A 19,315-nucleotide genomic window follows, 5' to 3' on the forward strand; every position below is an offset into this window, starting at 1 on the left:
CTGTTTTCGAAAAAACCAGCTACTAACTAACGTAAAATTCAAATTTTATCAATAACTTAGGTTGCGGGACACGGGTAAATTATTTCGCAAACAGTACACTAGCGGTGTTCTGCAGCCGCCACGATCAGCGCTTTCATCTCTGACACCGCCGCCTTGAAGCCGACGAACAGTGCATGGGCTACCAGTGCGTGGCCGATGTTCAGTTCGTTGATGCCCTTGATCGCAGCCACTGCCTCGACGTTGTGGTAGTGCAGGCCATGACCGGCGTTGACGATCAGGCCCTGCGCAAGACCAAAGGCTACGCCGTCGGCAACCCGCTGCAGTTCTTCGGCGACTTCGGTCGGGGTCTGGGCATCGGCATAGCGGCCGGTGTGCAGTTCGATGGCCGGTGCGCCGACACGTTTTGATGCAGCAATCTGGCGCTCATCGGCGTCGATGAACAGCGAGACCTCGCAACCGATTTTCGCCAGCCGCTCGACGGCGGCCTTGATCCGCGCCTCCTGCCCGGCAACATCAAGACCGCCTTCCGTAGTCAGTTCCTGACGCGTCTCCGGCACCAGGCAGATATGTGCAGGCCGAATACGCTCGGCAAACGCGAGCATTTCTTCGGTCACGCCCATCTCGAAATTCATGCGCGTCTGCAGCACGTCCTTGAGCAGCAGAACGTCACGTTCCTGAATGTGCCGACGGTCTTCACGCAAGTGCACGGTAATGCCATCAGCGCCCGCCTCTTCGGCATCCAGCGCGGCCTTGACCGGGTCCGGGTAACGCGTGCCGCGGGCCTGACGCAAAGTGGCCACGTGATCGATGTTCACGCCAAGAAGGATGCGAGTGCTTTGGGTCACGGCTGTCTCCAGAAAAGTGTACACACTGATGTTTTATCGGGGCTGTGAAGCATAAGGCCTGATTACGGCTTGCGAAACAGTTCACGGCTGACTAACGGGCGACCGCCCAGGTGTACCGCCAGCGCCTGACGCATCAGGCGCTTGGCCGCCGACAACGCACCGGGAACGCTCCAGTCAGCGTCGGACATGGCCAGCAGCTCTGCGCCCTGAAAAAGGCCAGGCTGCAGCAGGTAGACCCGCTCAAGCCCGGCATCCACCTGCAGACGGTACATGCCATCAACGGCCAGCGGTTCACCGTTGATATCGGCGTCCATAGCAAAGCCGTAGCCCAGGTCGTCGAGCAAGCGCCATTCAAACGAGCGCAACAACGGTTCCAGCGGACGGCCCCGCGCGAGCGCCAGCAAGGTGGCGGCGTAGTGTTCAAACACGGCAGGATGCGGGTCTTCGGCGGGCAGCAGGCGAATCAGCAGTTCGTTGAGGTACATGCCGCTGAACAGTGCTTCACCGGTCATCCAGGTGGCGACCCCTGCGCTCTCCATACGACCGACGTTTTTCAGTTCGCCACGCCCGCGAAACTCGACTTCCAGCGGCACGAACGGCCGCGCCAGCGAACCGGCCTTGCCTTTGGCGCTGCGCAGCACCGCACGCAGGCGGCCCTGAGGCGTAAGGAAATCGACCAGCGCGCTGTTTTCACGATACGCACGGCTGTGGAGCACATAAGCAAGTTGGCCGGTGGGCGTGCTCATCAGGTGGGCTCGTAAGAGAAAGGCTCGCCCGACCGGAGAATGGTCGGACGAAGGGACAGCTTAAAGGTCGCCGTAACCCAGCGAGCGCAGTGCCCGCTCGTCATCGGACCAGCCACCCTTGACCTTGACCCACAGGTTGAGCATGACCTTGGAGTCAAACAGCACTTCCATGTCGCGACGTGCATCACTGCCGATGCGCTTGATGCGATCGCCCTTGTCGCCAATGATGATCTTCTTCTGCCCATCACGCTCGACGAGGATCAGCGCGTGGATGTGCAGGGTACGGCCCTGCTGCTTGAACTCTTCGATCTCGACGGTGATCTGGTACGGAAGCTCGGCACCCAATTGGCGCATGATTTTCTCGCGAACCAGCTCGGCAGCCAGAAAGCGGCTGCTGCGGTCGGTAATCTGATCTTCCGGGAAGAAGTGATCGTTCTCTGGCAGATGAGAGGCGATGAGGCTTTCCAGCGCTTCAAGGTTGTGCCCGTGCTGCGCAGAAATCGGCACGATGGACGCATTCGGCAGTTGGCCTTGCAGCCACTCCAGATGCGGCATCAGGTCACTCTTGTCTTCGATGCGGTCGGTCTTGTTGATCGCCAGAATGACCGGGCCCTGCACGTATTGAACGCGCTCCAGAACCATCTGGTCTTCGTCGGTCCAGCGGGTGCGGTCTACCACGAAAATCACCACGTCGACGTCTTTCAACGCGGCCGATGCAGTCTTGTTCATGTAGCGATTGAGCGCTTTCTCGCCATTTTTGTGCATGCCGGGGGTGTCGACGTAGATCGCCTGCACGGCGCCCTCGGTCTTGATGCCCAGCATGTTGTGGCGAGTGGTCTGCGGCTTGCGCGAGGTGATCGCCAGCTTCTGACCCAGAATATGGTTGAGCAGCGTGGACTTGCCTACGTTAGGACGGCCGACGATGGCAACATAGCCACAGCGAGTTGCAGTTGTATCATTCATGACCGTTCTCCACGCCCAGAGCGATGAGTGCTGCTGCGGCGGCTACCTGTTCGGCAATCCGGCGGCTGACACCCTGTCCTCGGCTCTTTTCATTCAATAGGTTGATCTCGCATTCGACGAAAAACGTCCGGCAATGCGGCTCGCCCTGGATATCCACCACTTCGTAGCGCGGCAGGTCGCAGGCCCGCGACTGGAGAAATTCCTGCAGTCGGGTCTTGGGGTCCTTGTTGGTGTCCACCAGCGTCAGGCTATCGAACTCGGTCGTCAGCCAGGCCAGCACACGCTCGCGCGCCGCTTCCATGCCTGCATCGAGGTAGATCGCTCCGATCAGCGCCTCAAGGGCGTCAGCCAGAATCGACTCGCGACGGAAGCCACCGCTTTTCAGCTCGCCGGAGCCCAGGCGCAGGTACTCGCCCAGATCAAAGCCACGCGCCAGCAACGCCAGGGTTTCGCCCTTGACCAGCCGCGCTCGCAAGCGGGACAACTGACCTTCGCGGGCCTGCGGGAAACGCTCGAACAACGCTTCGCCCGCCACGAAATTGAGGATGGCATCACCGAGAAACTCCAGACGCTCGTTGTTGCGACCGGCAAAACTGCGGTGGGTCAGGGCCAGGATCATCAGTTCCTGATCCTTGAAGGTGTAGCCGAGCTGACGCTCAAGGCGGCTCAGGGATACGCTCACGGTTTACCCACACTGAATTGCTTGTCGAACTTCATCACCAGATCGATATTCTGGAACCACGGTTCACGCTGCTCATAGTTCAAATGAGCTTTGAACGCATTGTTCTCCACTGTCACTTTCAACGCCTTGTCCAAATCTATATCCCGAATATTGTTGACCTGCATGTTCTTGCCGACGTAACCGTAAAAATCGTTGACCGTGGTAATGTCCAGGGCCTGATTGTTGTCAGCCGCTTCGATGATTTTCTTCATCGTCATGTAGTCGAGGTAATGCGGGACCAGCTTGAAGGCCGTGCTCGTCGCAAACGCGACCAGCGCCAGCACCAACAACCATCCCACAAACGAAAAACCTTTTTGAGAAGTAGAGAACGTCATGTTCGACTTCGACCTCAATAATAGACCGCCTGCCCGACCGGGCCGACTCATCGTTCAGAGGCGTTTCCAGTCAGCCCAAATGACATACGGCGCTGCCCCAGGCAGCGCCGCATCGATTACTTGATCAACCCTACACGTGCAAAATTAGGGAAGTGACTCAATTTCGGCTCCGGCCAGCTCATCCAGACAGCGAAGGCCTTGCCGACGATGTTCTTGTCCGGAACCATGCCCAGCTCGTCCTTGGGAATGTTGGGATCATCCCAGTAACGGCTGTCATTGGAGTTGTCGCGGTTGTCGCCCATCATGAAGTAGTGCGCAGCCGGGACGGTCCATTCGCTGTCAGGCGGTGCACGGTAACGGCTCATTTCCTGACGGATCTGATGTTCCACGGTGCCCAGTTGCTCTTCGTACAGCTCTGCACTACCCAGTGTGCCGGGTTCGATGCCGATCAGTTTCTTGGCCACCAGCTGGCCATTGATGAACAACCGCTTGTCGCTGGTGTAGCGGATGCGATCACCCGGCAGACCGACCACACGCTTGATGTAGTTGACGCTCGGGTCGCTTGGGTAGCGGAACACCATTACATCGCCACGCTGCGGATCACCGATCTCGATGACTTTCTGGTCCAGTACCGGCAGGCGGATGCCATACGAGAACTTGTTGACCAGAATGAAATCGCCCACGTCCAGCGTCGGCTTCATGGAGCCCGAAGGGATCTGGAATGGCTCTACCAGAAACGATCGAAGCACCAGCACGATGAACAGCACCGGGAAGAACGACTTGCCGTATTCAACCAGCAACGGCTCCTTGTTCAAGCGCTCGACGACAGCAATGTCAGGTTCTCCGACGCTGCCCTGATAGTTGGAAATGGCAACCCGGCGACGCGGCGCCAGGAAGACCAGATCAATCAGTGCAAGCACGCCACAGACGAAGACAGCGATGACCAACAACAGCGGGAAATTTAGTGACATAGGACCTGACTATTCCAACCTGAGCACGGCAAGGAAGGCTTCCTGTGGAATTTCCACGTTGCCGACCTGCTTCATGCGTTTCTTACCGGCCTTTTGCTTCTCCAGCAATTTACGCTTGCGGCTAACGTCGCCGCCGTAGCATTTGGCCAATACGTTCTTTCTAAGCGCCTTGACGGTCGTCCGGGCAACAATCTGACCACCGATGGCGGCCTGAATTGCGACGTCGAACATCTGTCGAGGGATCAGCTCTTTCATCTTCTCGGTCAACGCACGGCCTTTGTAGTGCGCGTTGTCGCGGTGAACGATCAACGCCAGGGCATCGACCTTCTCGCCGTTGATCAGAACGTCGAGCTTGACCAGGTTGGCAGACTGGTAACGATCAAAATGGTAATCCAGGGACGCGTAACCGCGGCTGACCGATTTGAGACGGTCGAAGAAGTCGAGGACCACTTCGTTCATCGGCAAATCGTAGCTCACTTGCACCTGAGTACCGAGGAACAGCATGTCGTGCTGGACGCCACGCTTTTCAATGCACAACGTAATGACGTTGCCCAGATGCTCCTGCGGCACAAGAATATTTGCCCGGACGATGGGCTCGCGCATGTCTTCGATGGCCGACAGGTCAGGCAGCTTGGACGGGTTGTCGACGTAGATTGTCTCACCGGTCTTGAGCAGCAACTCGAAGATTACGGTTGGCGCGGTGGTGATCAGGTCGAGGTTGTACTCGCGCTCCAGGCGCTCCTGGATGATCTCCATGTGCAGCATGCCGAGGAAGCCGCAACGGAAGCCGAAGCCCAGTGCGTCGGAGCTTTCCGGCGAATACTGCAGGGAAGAGTCGTTCAGCGTCAGCTTCTGCAGCGCTTCACGGAAGTCTTCGAAATCGTCGGAGCTGACCGGGAACAGGCCGGCGTAGACCTGCGGCTGGATACGTTTGAAGCCTGGCAGCACGTCTACATCGGGTGTAGTGCTCAGGGTCAGGGTGTCACCGACCGGCGCACCGTGAATGTCCTTGATGCCGGCGATGATGAAGCCTACTTCGCCCGCTTTCAGATCGACGGTTGCAGAGTGCTTGGGGTTGAACACGCCCACGCTGTCGACCAGATGAAGCTTGCCGGTGGACTTGACGAGGATCTTGTCGCCCTTTTTGACCCGGCCGTGGCGCACACGTACCAGCGACACGACGCCCAGGTAGTTATCGAACCAGGAGTCGATGATCAGCGCTTGCAGCGGCGCTTCGATGTCGCCGGTCGGTGGCGGAATGGTCGCTACCAGGCGCTCGAGCACTTCATCTACGCCCATGCCGCTCTTGGCGCTGCACGCCACGGCATCGGTGGCGTCGATGCCGATGATTTTTTCGATTTCTTCCTTGACGCGGTCCGGATCGGCCTGCGGCAAGTCCATCTTGTTCAGCACCGGCATGACCTCAAGGCCCTGCTCGATGGCGGTGTAGCAGTTGGCAACCGACTGAGCCTCTACACCCTGACCGGCATCGACGACCAGCAACGCACCTTCGCACGCAGCCAGGGAACGGCTGACTTCGTAGGTGAAGTCCACGTGCCCCGGGGTGTCGATGAAGTTCAGCTGGTAGGTGATACCGTCTTTGGCCTTGTAATACAGGGTAACGCTATGGGCCTTGATGGTGATCCCGCGCTCGCGCTCGAGGTCCATGGAGTCGAGCACCTGCGATTCCATTTCGCGCTCGGACAGGCCACCGCACATTTGAATGAAGCGGTCGGCCAGCGTCGACTTGCCATGGTCAATGTGGGCGATGATGGAGAAATTGCGGATATGACTCAAATCACTCACGGATCAACACTCAAAAAGGTTGCAGGCAGATTGCCCGCCGAAAAATAGCCGGGAATTGTACCTGAACTAAGCAAGAGGCGTCACGCTTACAGGCACCCGGATCGGCGCACGGCAAACAAACAGCCACAAAAAAGGGTGGCCATGGCCACCCTTCCCGATCAAACCTGCCTGTTACTCCGACAGTTTGAAGGTAATGAAGGTCGCTCGGCCCTGACGCAGTACGCGCATCGAGACAGAACGATCCTTGGGCAGGCTTTTAGCCACATCAGTGAATTGTTTCCCGGACATGATCGCCTGATTGTTCAGGTGAGTGATGACATCACCAGGCTGCAAACCGATCAGCGACGCAGGACCCTCAGTGACTTCCTTGATGGCCACGCCACCCTTGATGTCCAGCGTCTTCTTCTGCTCGGCGGTCAGCTCGATCACCGAAACGCCCAGACGATTGCTGCTGCGCTCGGCACTGGCGCCTGCAGCACCGCCCATTTCCTGGCCTTCATCCGGCAGCGCGCCGACAGTGACGGTCAGTTTCTGACGCTTGCCATCACGAATCACTTCAAGCTCGGCCTTGCTGCCATCCTTGAGGTTGCCGATCAGGTGCGGCAGGTCAGCCGACATGACGATTGGCTGGCCGTTGGCACTGAGAATAACGTCACCGACCTGCAGACCACCCTTGGCCGCCGGACCATCTTCCAGCACCTGTGCAACCAGCGCACCGGCTGGCTTGTCCAGACCGAACGACTCAGCCAGGTCCTTGTTCACTTCCTGAATAACCACGCCCAACCAGCCGCGACTGACTTTGCCACTGGCCTTGAGCTGGTTGGCAACGTCCATGGCGACATCGATCGGAATAGCGAAAGACAGGCCCATGAAGCCGCCCGAGCGGGTGAATATCTGCGAGTTGATCCCAACCACTTCGCCCGCCATGTTGAACAACGGACCACCCGAGTTACCCGGGTTGATCGCTACGTCGGTCTGAATGAACGGCACATAGGTGTCATTGGGCAGACTGCGACCCTTGGCGCTGACGATACCTTTGGTCACCGAATGATCGAAACCGAACGGCGAACCGATCGCCAAGACCCACTCGCCCACTTTGAGCGTGTTGGAATTACCCAGCTTGGCGGTCGGCAGGTCCTTGCCTTCGATCTTCAGCACGGCGACATCGGTGCGCGGGTCGGTGCCTATCAGCTTGGCTTTCAATTCGCTGCGGTCAGAGAGGCGCACGAGAATTTCGTCGGCACCGTCGATCACATGGTTGTTGGTCAGCACATAGCCATCGGGCGAGATGATAAAGCCCGAGCCCAACGACTGAGCCTCGCGCTGGCGATCACCCTTGCCGGTTCCTGGTGCGCGCGAACCTGGTGGCATGCTGCGCTCGAGAAATTCGCGCAACATCGGCGGCAAGCCTTCCAGATCAGGCATCTGCTTGTTGGCGACGGCGCGATCCGGCAGTTTCTGACGTGTACTGATGTTCACTACCGCAGGCGAGGCCTGCTCGACCAGCCCGGTAAAGTCCGGCAGGTTTTCTGCCTGGGCCGTAGCGACCTGACCGAGCATCAGCACGGCGGCGATCAGTGAGAAGTAGGATTTCATGCGTGGTGTCGACATATGGCTCCCGTTCGTAACGAGCAAAATTAAGCAGTACAAAGCAACTGACTCAAAGACCCCGAGCAGCGATGCTCATCCCTGGATCAGCTATATGGCCTTACAAACGACAAAAGGCCAGAGCTGCGAAGCTATGACCTATAGAAAAAAAACAGGCTTTTTGCAACGTTCAAACCTCACCAAACATTTCAGCGTCTCAGCGCAAGGCCAGGTTGACTGCAGTCTGGCGACTCATCGACCCCTTGATGAAAACTTCTACATCAAGGGCGTTCTGGTGATTTCGGGTGCTTACTTCTTCGCTGGAGTTTCATCGTTACGCATGGACAATGCAATACGCTCGGCCGTGCCCATCGGCACCTCTCCGACGACTGTCACCATCATGTCGCCCTGAGGCGTGGTGAGACGACGCGAGACCGCCACCGTAGGACCCAGCTGGGTTCGGATATCTGATGAAGATGCGCCTTTCACTGCTTCGACAAACACTGAAAACTGTGCCAGACCGTCACCGTACATCAGTCGGGTAACCAACGATTGCGTGGCCGAATCCTTACGGACGCTGCTGCCACTGAGTTCGAAACCCGGAGGCAACCAGTCAGAGTGCCATGCAACAGGCGTTGAAGGCTCAGGCTTGGGTTTTGCGACCGTGACGGGTTTGCAGTCAGCATCGGCCTTGAGCATCTGCTCGGACAGGACACTGGCCGTATCAAGATCGGTAAACTGGAAACGTTCGAGCAATTGGCCTCTTTCACTCAACAACAGTGACTTGAGCAATAACCCGGTTTCATTATCGAGATGCAGTTCAAGACCGTATCGATGCTGGTCTTTGGGCGACAACGCAACAATGGTTGTCGGGCGACCGGCCACTCTGGATTTGCCGACGGTTTTAATGTCGTACGAGGCGGAAAGTCTTTTGAGATCGAAGGCACGCGGAGCAGCAACAGCCGGGCTGGTAACACCCGCTTCGAGCGTGCCACTGACGCACTGGGTGAGCCCACCCAACCTTACAGCTTCCTGTGCAGAACCATCAAGCTGCAACAAACGCTCCTGAGTCGTGCCATCCGCGACGCGGTGCCAGATCCGATGGGTAGAAAAACTACCGTTGCGTTCGTAAACAAAGGTGCCTTGATAGCTTTGCTGCTGATCAACCTTCGCGAGACGGTTTATAGCGTCTTGCGCATCATCAGCCTGAACCGGGAGGGCAAGCCATCCGCCAAGCAGTAATGGCAGTAGAGGGACGGCTCGCATGATCCTCCTTAACGGTTTTCCAGGCTCGCAGCACGGGCATACGGCAGTGCGCTTTCAGTGCCTTTCAGGGCAGCTTCCTGTGCATGCTGACGCAGGTAACCGGGCAGACGCTGATCACCTTGACCTGCACCCTGCAACACGCCATTGGCCATTGGCCCTGGCGCCTGCTCGGTGCTCTCAGTGTAACCAGCCAGTACAGCGGGACCTTTTACTTGCGGAACCGTGAGGTTTGCAGGCTGCTGTGTCTGCTGTGCCAATTGCGCACCAGCGATGTCATCCTGGTTGTACAGGCGGACACCGGCCAGAACGGCAACGGTTACCGACGCTGCTACAGCCAGACGACCCAGCGTACGCCAAGGACCGCGTGCGGCCTTGAGCGGGCTGACTTCATCGGCAATTGCGGCAGATACTGCGGCCGAAATGTCCAGATGCGGGATCAGCAGTTCTTTGTGCATGGCTGCACGAGCAACCTGGTAACGCGACCAGGTGGCACGAGTGTCGGCATCATCAATGGCATTTAATACCCGACGTAATTCCAGTTCGTCCGCTTCGTTATCCAGTACCGCGGACAGCGATTCCTGCAGGGCTTCACGACTCATGGCGGGTTCCTCTCTTGGGCTATCGCCGCTGTCTCAGGATTCCTGCAACAACGGCTGCAGGGCTTTATCGATGGCTTCCCGAGCGCGAAAGATTCGAGAGCGCACGGTACCAACAGGACACTGCATGACGCTCGCAATGTCTTCGTAACTCAGACCGTCGAATTCACGTAAAGTTAGTGCCGTACGTAAATCTTCCGGGAGAAGCTGGATGGTCCGATGGACGGTGCCCTCGATCTCATCCCTCAGCAATGCACGCTCCGGCGACTCGATGTCCTTGAGGCCGTGATCGCCATCGTAGAACTCCGCGTCTTCAGACCTGACATCGCTATCTGGTGGTCGCCGACCTCGCGATACCAAATAGTTTTTCGCCGTGTTAATGGCGATGCGGTACAGCCATGTATAAAAAGCACTGTCGCCGCGAAAGTTTCCGAGTGCACGGTAAGCCTTGATAAAAGCTTCCTGTGCAACGTCTTGAGCCTCATGGGTGTCGTGCACGAATCGCACGATCAACCCTAGAATTTTGTGCTGATATTTCAGCACCAGCAGATCAAATGCTCTTGTATCGCCGCGCTGTACGCGCTCGACAAGCGCCTGATCCTCTTCCTGGGTTAGCATGAACACTCCTCATTAAGCATGAAGGAGTGTTGCAACTGACATTGTTCAGGCTTGCAAACATAGACTCGGGCTTTTCGCAAAAGTTCTCCCCCTTCAAGCAAGTTTCCTGCAGGCCGTCTTGAAAGCCTGCAGGAAAAACGCAGCTCGACACCGTCGGCTGCGCGAATAGTCTTGTCGCCAGTCTCGCAGTTGATGATCACTTATCTAACCCTGCGAAAACGACGCTGTTCCTGTATAGGCAACCTGCTATTGAGCCCGGTTCTTACCAAAAAGTTCCATTGACACAATCACAGGCGTGAGCCGCAAACTGCACAAATGCCCCTGAAATCAGCGTACTGAAGCATTTCCAGTGACGGAACTCAGGGAAAACAATAGGCAGAGCGTCCGGGACTGGAGCACAATCCTGACCCGTCGTGGTCTCACTTTGCCATGTAGGCGCGGCTATTGTGCCGTTCCCCCCATACTTATACTAGTAGCCGCCAAGGGCAGAATTCGCAGATGAGCCAACATTTTCAGCACGACGTACTGGTTATCGGCAGCGGCGCTGCAGGCCTGAGCCTGGCGCTCACCCTTCCCGACCATCTGCGGATTGCGGTTCTGAGCAAGGGCGATCTGTCCAATGGCTCGACATTCTGGGCCCAGGGCGGTGTTGCGGCGGTCCTTGATGACACCGACACGGTGCAGTCTCATGTCGAAGACACGTTGAACGCCGGTGGCGGCCTGTGCAATGAAGACGCAGTGCGCTTTACCGTCGAGCACAGTCGTGAGGCGATTCAGTGGCTGATTGATCAAGGCGTCCCTTTTACCCGGGGCGACGACGCAGACGTCGATGAGAGCGGCTTTGAATTTCACCTGACCCGCGAGGGCGGCCACAGCCATCGGCGAATCATTCATGCCGCCGACGCCACCGGCGCGGCCATCTTTCGTACGCTGCTCGAGCAGGCCCGCAAGCGGCCGAACATCGAACTGCTTGAACAGCGCGCCGCCATCGATTTGATAACCGAGCGCCGCCTTGGCCTTGAAGGCCAGCGTTGCCTGGGCGCTTACGTGCTCAATCGCAACAGCGGTGAAGTGGATACCTATAGCGCGCGCTTCACGATCCTGGCCTCGGGCGGCGCCGCCAAGGTCTATCTGTACACCAGCAACCCGGACGGTGCATGCGGCGACGGGATCGCCATGGCCTGGCGCTCCGGCTGTCGGGTGGCGAACCTTGAATTTAACCAGTTTCACCCAACCTGCCTGTACCACCCGCAGGCCAAGAGCTTTCTGATCACCGAAGCCCTGCGCGGTGAAGGCGCTTACCTCAAGCTACCCAATGGCGAGCGCTTCATGCCACACTTCGACGAACGGGCAGAATTGGCCCCTCGCGATATCGTCGCCCGCGCCATTGACCACGAAATGAAGCGGCTGGGTATCGACTGCGTCTACCTGGACATCAGCCACAAGCCCGAAGCCTTCATCAAAACGCACTTCCCGACCGTCTACGAGCGCTGCCTGGAATTTTCCATCGACATCACTCGTGAGCCGATCCCCGTCGTCCCGGCAGCGCATTACACCTGTGGCGGCGTGATGGTCGACAGCCAGGGCCATACCGATGTGCCAGGCCTGTACGCCATCGGCGAAACCAGCTTCACCGGCCTGCACGGCGCCAATCGCATGGCCAGCAACTCGCTGCTGGAATGCTTCGTTTACGCCCGCTCGGCAGCCGCCGACATCGAAAAGCAGCTGTCCAGTGTGCCGATGCCCGCTGACCTGCCAGCGTGGGATGCCAGCCAGGTGACCGACTCCGATGAAGACGTGATCATCGCCCACAACTGGGACGAATTAAGGCGGTTCATGTGGGATTACGTTGGTATCGTGCGCACCAACAAACGCTTGCAGCGCGCCAAGCACCGTGTGCGGTTGTTGCTCGACGAAATTGATGAGTTCTACAGTAACTACAAGGTCAGCCGCGACCTGATCGAGCTGCGTAATCTGGCCCAAGTGGCCGAACTGATGATCTGCTCGGCCATGCAGCGCAAGGAAAGCCGCGGGCTGCATTACACGCTGGATTACCCGGACATGCTCCCGCAAGCGCTGGACACTATTCTGGTACCGCCCACTTACGTCGGCTGAACTTCAGCCGTACGCGCAGGCGCCGGTGAATGTCCGGCGTCAGCGCGTCACGCGGGATACAACAGCTTTTTGTCATCCGGGAGGGTCGCCCCTGAACAACCGGGCGAAAGCGCAGAATCACCATTAACGGCAACGCGAGGCTGTCCGGGCATAACTGCACAGGCTGCCAGCCGCCCCCCTCGCTCCACACTTGCCAACCCTGATCATCGCGCCGCAGCGCAGTGACGGCCGCAGGATGGCTGAGCAGTAACGCACGGGGAATCACCCAAACGGCATGCGCCAGACACAACAACGCACCTGCAACCGATGTCCATAAAGGGATATCCAGCCAGCACAAGGCCATCAGTGCCAGTAGCTGAACAGCAAGGTACGCCGTCAGCAGCAGGCGCGAAGCCTGCCATTGACACTCGAAACGATCACTTGGGCTGGACACGATCCAGAATCATGCGAACCATGCGTTGCAATTCGGCGTCCTCGGACTCGGCGCGCTGCATGAACCAGCCAAACATGTCCTGATCTTCACACGTCAGCAGGCGGCGATACAGATCGCGGTCCACGTCATTCAAATGGGGATAGACCTCGCGGACAAACGGCACCAGCAGCACGTCCAGCTCGAGCATGCCACGGCGGCTGTGCCAGTAAAGGCGGTTGAGTTCGACGTCTTCGACCATGGAGCGCTCCTCAAAGTAGGCGGCGAGTATACAGCCGTGAGCCAGCCACGCGAATATCGCAATGGTCGCAGCAGTTTTCGTCTACCCGTATGCATAACCTCCACTCGGCACTATGATGTGTCCCCGGACACTTTCCCCACTTTGCGATGACCATGGCCCACACAGCTTTTTTCTGCACGCTATCCCATGAGGGCGTTCTCGCCGTTCGCGGCGTGGATGCCGGCAAATTTCTTCAGGGTCAGTTAACGTGCAACCTCAATTATCTCGACGAGAACACCTCCAGCCTGGGCGCCCGCTGCACCCAGAAAGGCCGGATGCAGTCGAGTTTTCGCCTCGTTTTCGAAGGTGACGGTTGTTTGCTGGCGATGGCCAGCGAGCTGATAGAGCCGCAATTGCTGGACCTGCGCAAATACGCAGTGTTCTCCAAATCAAAACTGACTGACGAAAGTGCAGCCTGGGTACGCTTCGGTTTGCAGGACGGCGATGGTGCGCTGGTCAGTCTGGGGCTGGATCTGCGGCAGGACACCGGCACCGTGGTGCGCGCCAACGAACTGATCGCGATTCGTGTCTCCCCGGCCCGCGCTGAACTCTGGGTCCGCGCCGAGCAGGCCGACACCCTCAAAGCGCGCCTGGCGTCACAACTGGCCGAAGGCCCGCTGAATGACTGGCTGCTGGGTCAGATCCGTGTCGGTATCGGTCAGGTGTTCGGCAGTACCCGCGAGGAATTCATCCCGCAGATGATCAACCTGCAAGCGGTCGGCGGCGTCAGCTTCAAAAAGGGTTGCTATACCGGTCAGGAAATCGTTGCGCGAATGCAATATCTTGGCAAACTCAAGCGCAGGCTTTACCGCCTGACGCTGCGCAGCGATGAAATCCCGGCACCGGGCACTGCGCTGTTTTCCCCCGTGCATGGCAGCGCGGTGGGCAATGTGGTGATCGCCGCACAGGCCGGCCAGGACATCGAACTGCTGGCTGTACTGCAGGGCGATGCGGCAGAAAACGGTCACATACACATCGGCTCGCCCGAGGGCGCAGCGCTGCAAATGAGTGAACTGCCCTACACACTGGACAGCAAACTCGAAACTCAGCGCTAGGCAGACGAACACATTCAGGTTCCCATTGTCTCTAGAGCGTTCCAGGACACTTGCTGACGCTCTGCGAGGCGCGCGGCAAACTCTGGACACCCCCAACAGCTGCGAGATGCAACATGAGCAAGATGGCTGACGAGGTGCAGAGAAACTTGATCAAGGCCATCGACAGAGATGCCTTGTTTCTCCCTACCCTGCCGGAAGTAGCACTGAGAATTCGCCTTGCCGCAGAGGACACTGAAATCAGTATCCTTGACCTGAGCAAGGTCATCGGTAGCGATACAGCCCTGTCCGCGCGCCTGATAAAGGTCGCGAACAGCCCGCTGCTACGCCCCAATTTCGAGGTCAGCGACGTAAATACGGCGATCCGTCGCTTGGGCGTCAACTACACCTGCAACCTGGCCATCGGTCTGGTGGTCGAGCAGATGTTCCACGCCAAGTCGCCCGTCATCGAGCAGAAGATGCGCGACATCTGGAACCAGAGCCTGCAGGTCGCCGGCATCAGTTACACCCTGTGCCAGAATTACACGAACCTCAAACCTGATCAGGCGACACTCGCGGGGCTGATCCATTTGATCGGCATTCTGCCGATCCTTACCTACGCAGAAGACCACTATGAACTGCTCGCCGACCCGATCAGCCTTAATCATGTGATCGACAGCATTCACCCGGTCATCGGCGAACGCCTGCTGCGCTCATGGGATTTCCCGGAACCGCTGGCCTGTGTACCGGGTCAGTTCCAGAATTTCGCACGCGTCTCCAGAAGCCCGGACTACATAGATCTGGTTCAGATAGCCACCGTGCATGTCCACAAGAACACCGACCATCCATTCAGCCTGATTGAAATGGTCGACCTGCCAGCGTACAGCCAGTTGCGGCTTTCCCACGCCGACGGCATGCTCGCAGCCCAGATGGACGAAGCCAAAAGCATGCTTTATTAGCGCGATCAGGTCGCGCTGAAACTGACCCGCACTTTCAGCCCCTGCTCGGCACCATCATGCAGCGTGATTCTGGCCAGGTGCGCGCGACAGATCTCTCCCACGATTGCCAGACCCAGCCCGGCCCCACTGCCCTGCTGACTGCGTCGATAAAAGCGCTCGAAGACTCGCTCGCGTTCCGCTGGCGGAATACCCGGGCCGTCATCCTCCACCTCCAGAACGCCCGGCGCATAAACCCGCAGTACCACGTTGCCACCCGGTGGTGTGTGGGCCAGCGCGTTGTCGACCAGGTTGCTCAGCAACTCGTTAAGCAAGGTCGGCTCGCCACGCAGCCAGACCGGCTCGTCGGCTTCCAGCGCCAGTGCGACACCACGCGAATGGGCCAGCGGTGCCATTGCCATGCCCAGTTCCCTGGCCAGCTGGCTGAGGTCCAGTTGCTGCGCGCCCCCTTCAGCAATTGCCTGCGCACCGTTTTCAATGCGTGCCAGCGACAACAGTTGATTGGCCAGATGCGTAAGGCGATCCGTGCCAAGCGCAGCCGACTCCAGCGTGCTGCGCCATTGTTGCGGGTCCTGCTCGCGCAACCCCAGCTCGACACGAGCCTTGAGCGCGGCCAGCGGCGTGCGCAACTCATGGGCGGCATCGGCAATGAACTGCGCCTGACGCTCGAACTGTAAGCGCAGCCGCTCGGTAAAATGGTTGAGCGCGCCGACCAGCGGGCGCAGCTCATGCTGCACTTCGACCATCGGCAACGAGCGCAGGTCATCGGTCTGCCGCTCTTCGACCGCCGTGCGCAGCCGCTCCAGAGGGCGCAATGCTGCACTGACGGTAAACCAGACCAGCAATAACGCGCCGCCACCGATCATGCCCAGACGCAGCAATGTGTCGGCCATCAGGCTGCGCGCCATGCCCTTGCGCGCCTCCTGGGTTTCCGCCACACGGATTTCTGCCGTGCCGTTCATGCCCGGATCAGTCACCGGCTTGAGCAGGCTGACCACCCGTACATCCTGGCCTTGATAGGTCCCGTTATAAAATTTGGCCAGCGCCGGATAATCATCGGTGCGCAGGGTGCCGGGGGGCGGCGATGGCAGATTTTCGTAACCGGAGATCAACTTCTGATGGATGTCGTTGACCTGATAATAGATGCGCCCCTCGCTGTCGTAAGCAAAAGTGTCCAGCGCGACGTAGGGGATGTCAGCACTGAGCGTTCCGTCGCGCTGGGTCAGGCCAGCAGCAATGGTCCGGGCCGACGCCAGCAGAGTACGGTCGTAGGCGGTGTCAGCCACTTCACGGCCATTCCAGTAAGCACTCATGCCGCTGGCCAGCATCAACATCACCAGCAGCAGTGCCAGATTCCACAGCAGCCGCCAGCGCAGGCTGTCGTTAATCATCGCGACTTTCAAGCAGATACCCCAGACCCCGGAAGGTCACGATGCCCACAGAATGCCCGTCGAGCTTCTTGCGCAGACGATGGACGTAGATTTCGATAGCGTCAGGACTGGCTTCTTCATCGAGGCCGAACACCTGCGCGGCCAGTTGCTCTTTGCTCATGACCCTGCCCGGCCGGGCGACCAAGGCTTCGAGCACCGCCTGTTCGCGGGAGGTCAACGTGAGCAACTCATCGCTCAATGTAAAACGGCGCGTGTCCAGATCGTAGGCCAGCACACCACAGCGCTGCTGGCGCTCGCCGCCCAGCACACTGCGACGCAACAGTGCCTTGACCCTGGCTTCCAGCTCGGACAGCTCGAACGGTTTGGCCAGGTAATCGTCGGCCCCCAGATTCAGGCCATGAACCCGGTCCTTTACGTCGCTGCGGGCGGTCAGCATAAGCACCGGCAGGTTCTTGCTGCGCGCCCGTAAACGCGCCAGCACTTCAAAACCGTCCATGCGCGGCAGACCGACGTCGAGAATGGCGACGGCGTACTCTTCGCTGCTCAGCGCCAGGTCGGCGGCAACGCCATCGTGCAGCACATCAACGGTCAAACCCGCGCTCTTGAGCGCCTGCGCGACACTTTCAGCCAATTGCAGATGATCTTCCACAAGAAGAACACGCATCGCCGTCTCCTGATTGTCACTGTTGTTATCGATCTGGGCATCGATGCTTATGGCCGCGGAGTTTACAGGCCGGCCGCCTGTGAAGGGCAGAAACGACCCGCAAACCTTCCACAGCGAATTGCAAAGTAGCTGAAAGGTTTGCGAAAGGTTGGTCATTTAGCATCGCAAAACAATCCGATAAACCGGGTACGTGTAAAACAGGCGCCCGGATGCGTCTGGAAAATAAAAACAATAAATCGGTAAACGGAGTCACCTCATGTCTACGCCATCTCAGGCTTGCTCGCTCGTCAATCGCATTGCACTGTGTATCGCACAGCGCCAGCACCTTCGCCGCTGCACTTTCCTCCAGCACCTCGATAAATCCCCTTTCACCGATGACTTCTCATTGTCAGTGAACAGCTGTCGGCGTGCGCGCGACAAAAGCGACTGTTGAACCGTCTCTTCCACCCAAAGAACCTCTCTCATCCAAAAACAATAATATTCTGGAGACTGACTATGAAATTTTCCCTGCGTCAGATAGCGGCCACCGCCGGATGCCTGTTGATGGCCGGCCAGTTGCTTGCCGAGCCCAAACGCCCGGAATGCATTGCGCCTGCCTCACCCGGCGGCGGCTTCGACCTGACGTGCAAGCTGGTGCAGAGCGCGCTGATCAACGAGAAGATTCTGACCACCCCCATGCGTGTGACCTACATGCCCGGCGGCGTCGGTGCGGTGGCCTACAACGCCGTGGTCGCTCAGCGTCCGGCCGATGCGGGCACGCTGGTGGCGTGGTCCAGTGGTTCGCTGCTCAATCTGGCGCAGGGTAAATTTGGTCGTTTCGATGAAAACGCCGTGCGCTGGCTTGCCGCTGTCGGCACCAGTTATGGGGCTATCGCGGTGAAAAGCGACTCGCCCTATAAAAACCTCGACGATCTGGTCAAGGCCCTCAAGGCCGACCCGAGCAAAGTCGTTATCGGCTCCGGCGGTACGGTAGGCAGCCAGGACTGGATGCAGACCGCCCTTATCGCCAAAGCCGCAGGGATCAACCCGCGCGCCTTGCGTTACGTGGCGCTGGAGGGCGGCGGCGAGATCGCCACCGCACTGCTCGGCGGGCACATTCAGGTGGGCAGTACCGACATCTCCGACTCCATGCCGCACATTCTGAGCGGCGACATGCGCCTGCTCGCCGTGTTCGCCGAAAAGCGCATCGACGAACCGGAAATGAAAGACATCCCGACCGCCAAGGAACAAGGCTACGACATCGTCTGGCCGGTGGTGCGCGGTTTCTACCTGGGGCCCAAGGTCAGCGACGAAGACTACAACTGGTGGAAAGCCTCGTTCGACAAGATTCTGGCCTCGGAAGACTTCGCCAAACTGCGTGATCAGCGCGAGCTCTTCCCGTTCGCCATGACCGGTGCGGAGCTGGACACCTACGTCAAAAAGCAAGTCGCCGACTACAAACTGATGGCCAAGGAATTCGGCCTGATTCAGTAATGAACTCAATTGACTGACTTTCAGTTGCGCCTTTAAACCAGGCGCAATCAAGGAGCTTCTCATGGTCATACAACGCATTTTCGCTGCCGTACTGCTAATGGCCTGCCTTGGCCTGGCCCTTATGGCCTGGCCGTATCAGGCACCTTTTTCCTACGAACCGGTCGGACCCAGGGCCTTTCCACTGCTGATGCTCGGGCTGATGGGCGCGGCCCTGCTGTACCTGCTGATTCGTCCCACAGCCATTATCCATACCGAAGAAGAACCCGCACTGGATCGCGAAACGCTGGTCAAGATCGGCCTGTGCATCGCCCTGCTGCTGATCTTCGCCGGGCTGTTTGAACCGCTGGGCTTCATCCTCAGCAGCATCCTGATCGGCATTCCCATGGCGCGCCTGTACGGCGGACGCTGGCTGCCCAGCGTCGTGGTGGTCATTGTAATGAGCGTCGGCCTTTACCTATTGTTCGACAAAGCCATGGACGCTCCCCTGCCTTTGGGCCTGCTCAGCGTTCTGGAGAACTGAC

Annotated in this window: 20 protein-coding genes; 5 read left to right on the forward strand and 15 right to left on the reverse strand. The window is 58.5% G+C overall.

The window, feature by feature from the left end; translation table 11 throughout:
- Nucleotides 1-98 precede the first annotated feature (98 nt).
- The 11 genes from pdxJ to rpoE form a co-directional block, all read right to left on the reverse strand.
- Entirely contained in the window at nucleotides 99-845 is a 747-nt protein-coding gene (gene pdxJ, locus DW49_RS0109965) for a pyridoxine 5'-phosphate synthase (protein ID WP_005620101.1), read from the reverse strand.
- Between the two features lie 62 nt (nucleotides 846-907).
- The gene (gene recO, locus DW49_RS0109970; protein ID WP_005620103.1) at nucleotides 908-1,591 is read right to left on the reverse strand and encodes a DNA repair protein RecO; all 684 of its coding nucleotides are present in this window, start codon (nucleotides 1,589-1,591) and stop codon (nucleotides 908-910) included.
- A gap of 60 nt (nucleotides 1,592-1,651) precedes the next feature.
- Entirely contained in the window at nucleotides 1,652-2,554 is a 903-nt protein-coding gene (gene era, locus DW49_RS0109975) for a GTPase Era (protein ID WP_003378474.1), read from the reverse strand.
- Nucleotides 2,547-3,236, reverse strand: coding sequence for a ribonuclease III (rnc, locus tag DW49_RS0109980; protein WP_005620106.1), 690 nt, complete (start codon nucleotides 3,234-3,236; stop codon nucleotides 2,547-2,549). The genes era and rnc overlap by 8 nt, the downstream gene beginning before the upstream one ends.
- Nucleotides 3,233-3,610 (reverse strand): DUF4845 domain-containing protein, encoded by a 378-nt coding sequence (locus DW49_RS0109985; protein WP_005739188.1) that lies wholly within the window; start codon nucleotides 3,608-3,610, stop codon nucleotides 3,233-3,235. Before DW49_RS0109985 ends, rnc begins: the two co-directional genes overlap by 4 nt.
- Before the next feature lie 116 nt (nucleotides 3,611-3,726).
- A complete protein-coding gene (gene lepB / locus DW49_RS0109990; RefSeq protein WP_005620111.1) occupies nucleotides 3,727-4,581 on the reverse strand; it encodes a signal peptidase I in 855 nt (284 codons plus the stop codon).
- A 9-nt stretch (nucleotides 4,582-4,590) separates the two neighbouring features.
- Nucleotides 4,591-6,387, reverse strand: a complete 1,797-nt coding sequence (gene lepA / locus DW49_RS0109995) for a translation elongation factor 4 (protein WP_005620112.1) — start codon at nucleotides 6,385-6,387, stop codon at nucleotides 4,591-4,593.
- A 171-nt stretch (nucleotides 6,388-6,558) separates the two neighbouring features.
- Nucleotides 6,559-7,983, reverse strand: a complete 1,425-nt coding sequence (locus DW49_RS0110000) for a DegQ family serine endoprotease (protein WP_370464043.1) — start codon at nucleotides 7,981-7,983, stop codon at nucleotides 6,559-6,561.
- Between the two features lie 300 nt (nucleotides 7,984-8,283).
- Nucleotides 8,284-9,240 (reverse strand): MucB/RseB C-terminal domain-containing protein, encoded by a 957-nt coding sequence (locus tag DW49_RS0110005; protein WP_024419818.1) that lies wholly within the window; start codon nucleotides 9,238-9,240, stop codon nucleotides 8,284-8,286.
- 8 nt (nucleotides 9,241-9,248) lie between these two features.
- Entirely contained in the window at nucleotides 9,249-9,839 is a 591-nt protein-coding gene (locus DW49_RS0110010; protein ID WP_004658251.1) for an anti sigma-E factor RseA C-terminal domain-containing protein, read from the reverse strand.
- Nucleotides 9,840-9,872: 33 nt separating this feature from the next.
- Complete coding sequence (rpoE, locus tag DW49_RS0110015) at nucleotides 9,873-10,454, reverse strand: RNA polymerase sigma factor RpoE/AlgU (RefSeq protein ID WP_003378493.1); 582 nt, start codon at nucleotides 10,452-10,454, stop codon at nucleotides 9,873-9,875.
- Nucleotides 10,455-10,952: 498 nt separating this feature from the next.
- Here rpoE and nadB point away from each other — a divergent pair, with 498 nt between their 5' ends.
- Nucleotides 10,953-12,569: an L-aspartate oxidase gene (nadB, locus tag DW49_RS0110020; RefSeq protein WP_005620115.1), complete on the forward strand. Its 1,617-nt coding sequence runs from the start codon at nucleotides 10,953-10,955 to the stop codon at nucleotides 12,567-12,569.
- Here nadB and DW49_RS0110025 read toward each other — a convergent pair.
- Complete coding sequence (locus DW49_RS0110025) at nucleotides 12,538-13,002, reverse strand: protein YgfX (protein ID WP_005620116.1); 465 nt, start codon at nucleotides 13,000-13,002, stop codon at nucleotides 12,538-12,540. The genes nadB and DW49_RS0110025 overlap by 32 nt on opposite strands.
- Complete coding sequence (locus tag DW49_RS0110030) at nucleotides 12,986-13,240, reverse strand: FAD assembly factor SdhE (RefSeq protein ID WP_003378499.1); 255 nt, start codon at nucleotides 13,238-13,240, stop codon at nucleotides 12,986-12,988. Before DW49_RS0110030 ends, DW49_RS0110025 begins: the two co-directional genes overlap by 17 nt.
- A gap of 152 nt (nucleotides 13,241-13,392) precedes the next feature.
- On the opposite strand from DW49_RS0110030, the gene ygfZ reads away from it, so the two are divergent.
- Nucleotides 13,393-14,334: a CAF17-like 4Fe-4S cluster assembly/insertion protein YgfZ gene (gene ygfZ / locus DW49_RS0110035; protein ID WP_032616938.1), complete on the forward strand. Its 942-nt coding sequence runs from the start codon at nucleotides 13,393-13,395 to the stop codon at nucleotides 14,332-14,334.
- A gap of 113 nt (nucleotides 14,335-14,447) precedes the next feature.
- Nucleotides 14,448-15,269, forward strand: coding sequence for an HDOD domain-containing protein (locus DW49_RS0110040; protein WP_024419815.1), 822 nt, complete (start codon nucleotides 14,448-14,450; stop codon nucleotides 15,267-15,269).
- 5 nt (nucleotides 15,270-15,274) lie between these two features.
- Here DW49_RS0110040 and DW49_RS0110045 read toward each other — a convergent pair whose 3' ends face one another.
- Nucleotides 15,275-16,657, reverse strand: a complete 1,383-nt coding sequence (locus DW49_RS0110045) for a sensor histidine kinase (protein WP_005620120.1) — start codon at nucleotides 16,655-16,657, stop codon at nucleotides 15,275-15,277.
- Nucleotides 16,650-17,321, reverse strand: a complete 672-nt coding sequence (locus tag DW49_RS0110050) for a response regulator (protein ID WP_024419814.1) — start codon at nucleotides 17,319-17,321, stop codon at nucleotides 16,650-16,652. The genes DW49_RS0110045 and DW49_RS0110050 overlap by 8 nt, the downstream gene beginning before the upstream one ends.
- A gap of 489 nt (nucleotides 17,322-17,810) precedes the next feature.
- On the opposite strand from DW49_RS0110050, the gene DW49_RS0110055 reads away from it, so the two are divergent.
- Nucleotides 17,811-18,794, forward strand: coding sequence for a Bug family tripartite tricarboxylate transporter substrate binding protein (locus DW49_RS0110055; protein ID WP_174518843.1), 984 nt, complete (start codon nucleotides 17,811-17,813; stop codon nucleotides 18,792-18,794).
- Between the two features lie 61 nt (nucleotides 18,795-18,855).
- Nucleotides 18,856-19,314: a tripartite tricarboxylate transporter TctB family protein gene (locus DW49_RS0110060; protein ID WP_005620126.1), complete on the forward strand. Its 459-nt coding sequence runs from the start codon at nucleotides 18,856-18,858 to the stop codon at nucleotides 19,312-19,314.
- The last annotated feature ends 1 nt before the right edge of the window (nucleotide 19,315 follow it).

Source organism: Pseudomonas avellanae BPIC 631, from assembly GCF_000444135.1.
GTDB classification, from domain to species: Bacteria; Pseudomonadota; Gammaproteobacteria; order Pseudomonadales; family Pseudomonadaceae; genus Aquipseudomonas; species Aquipseudomonas avellanae.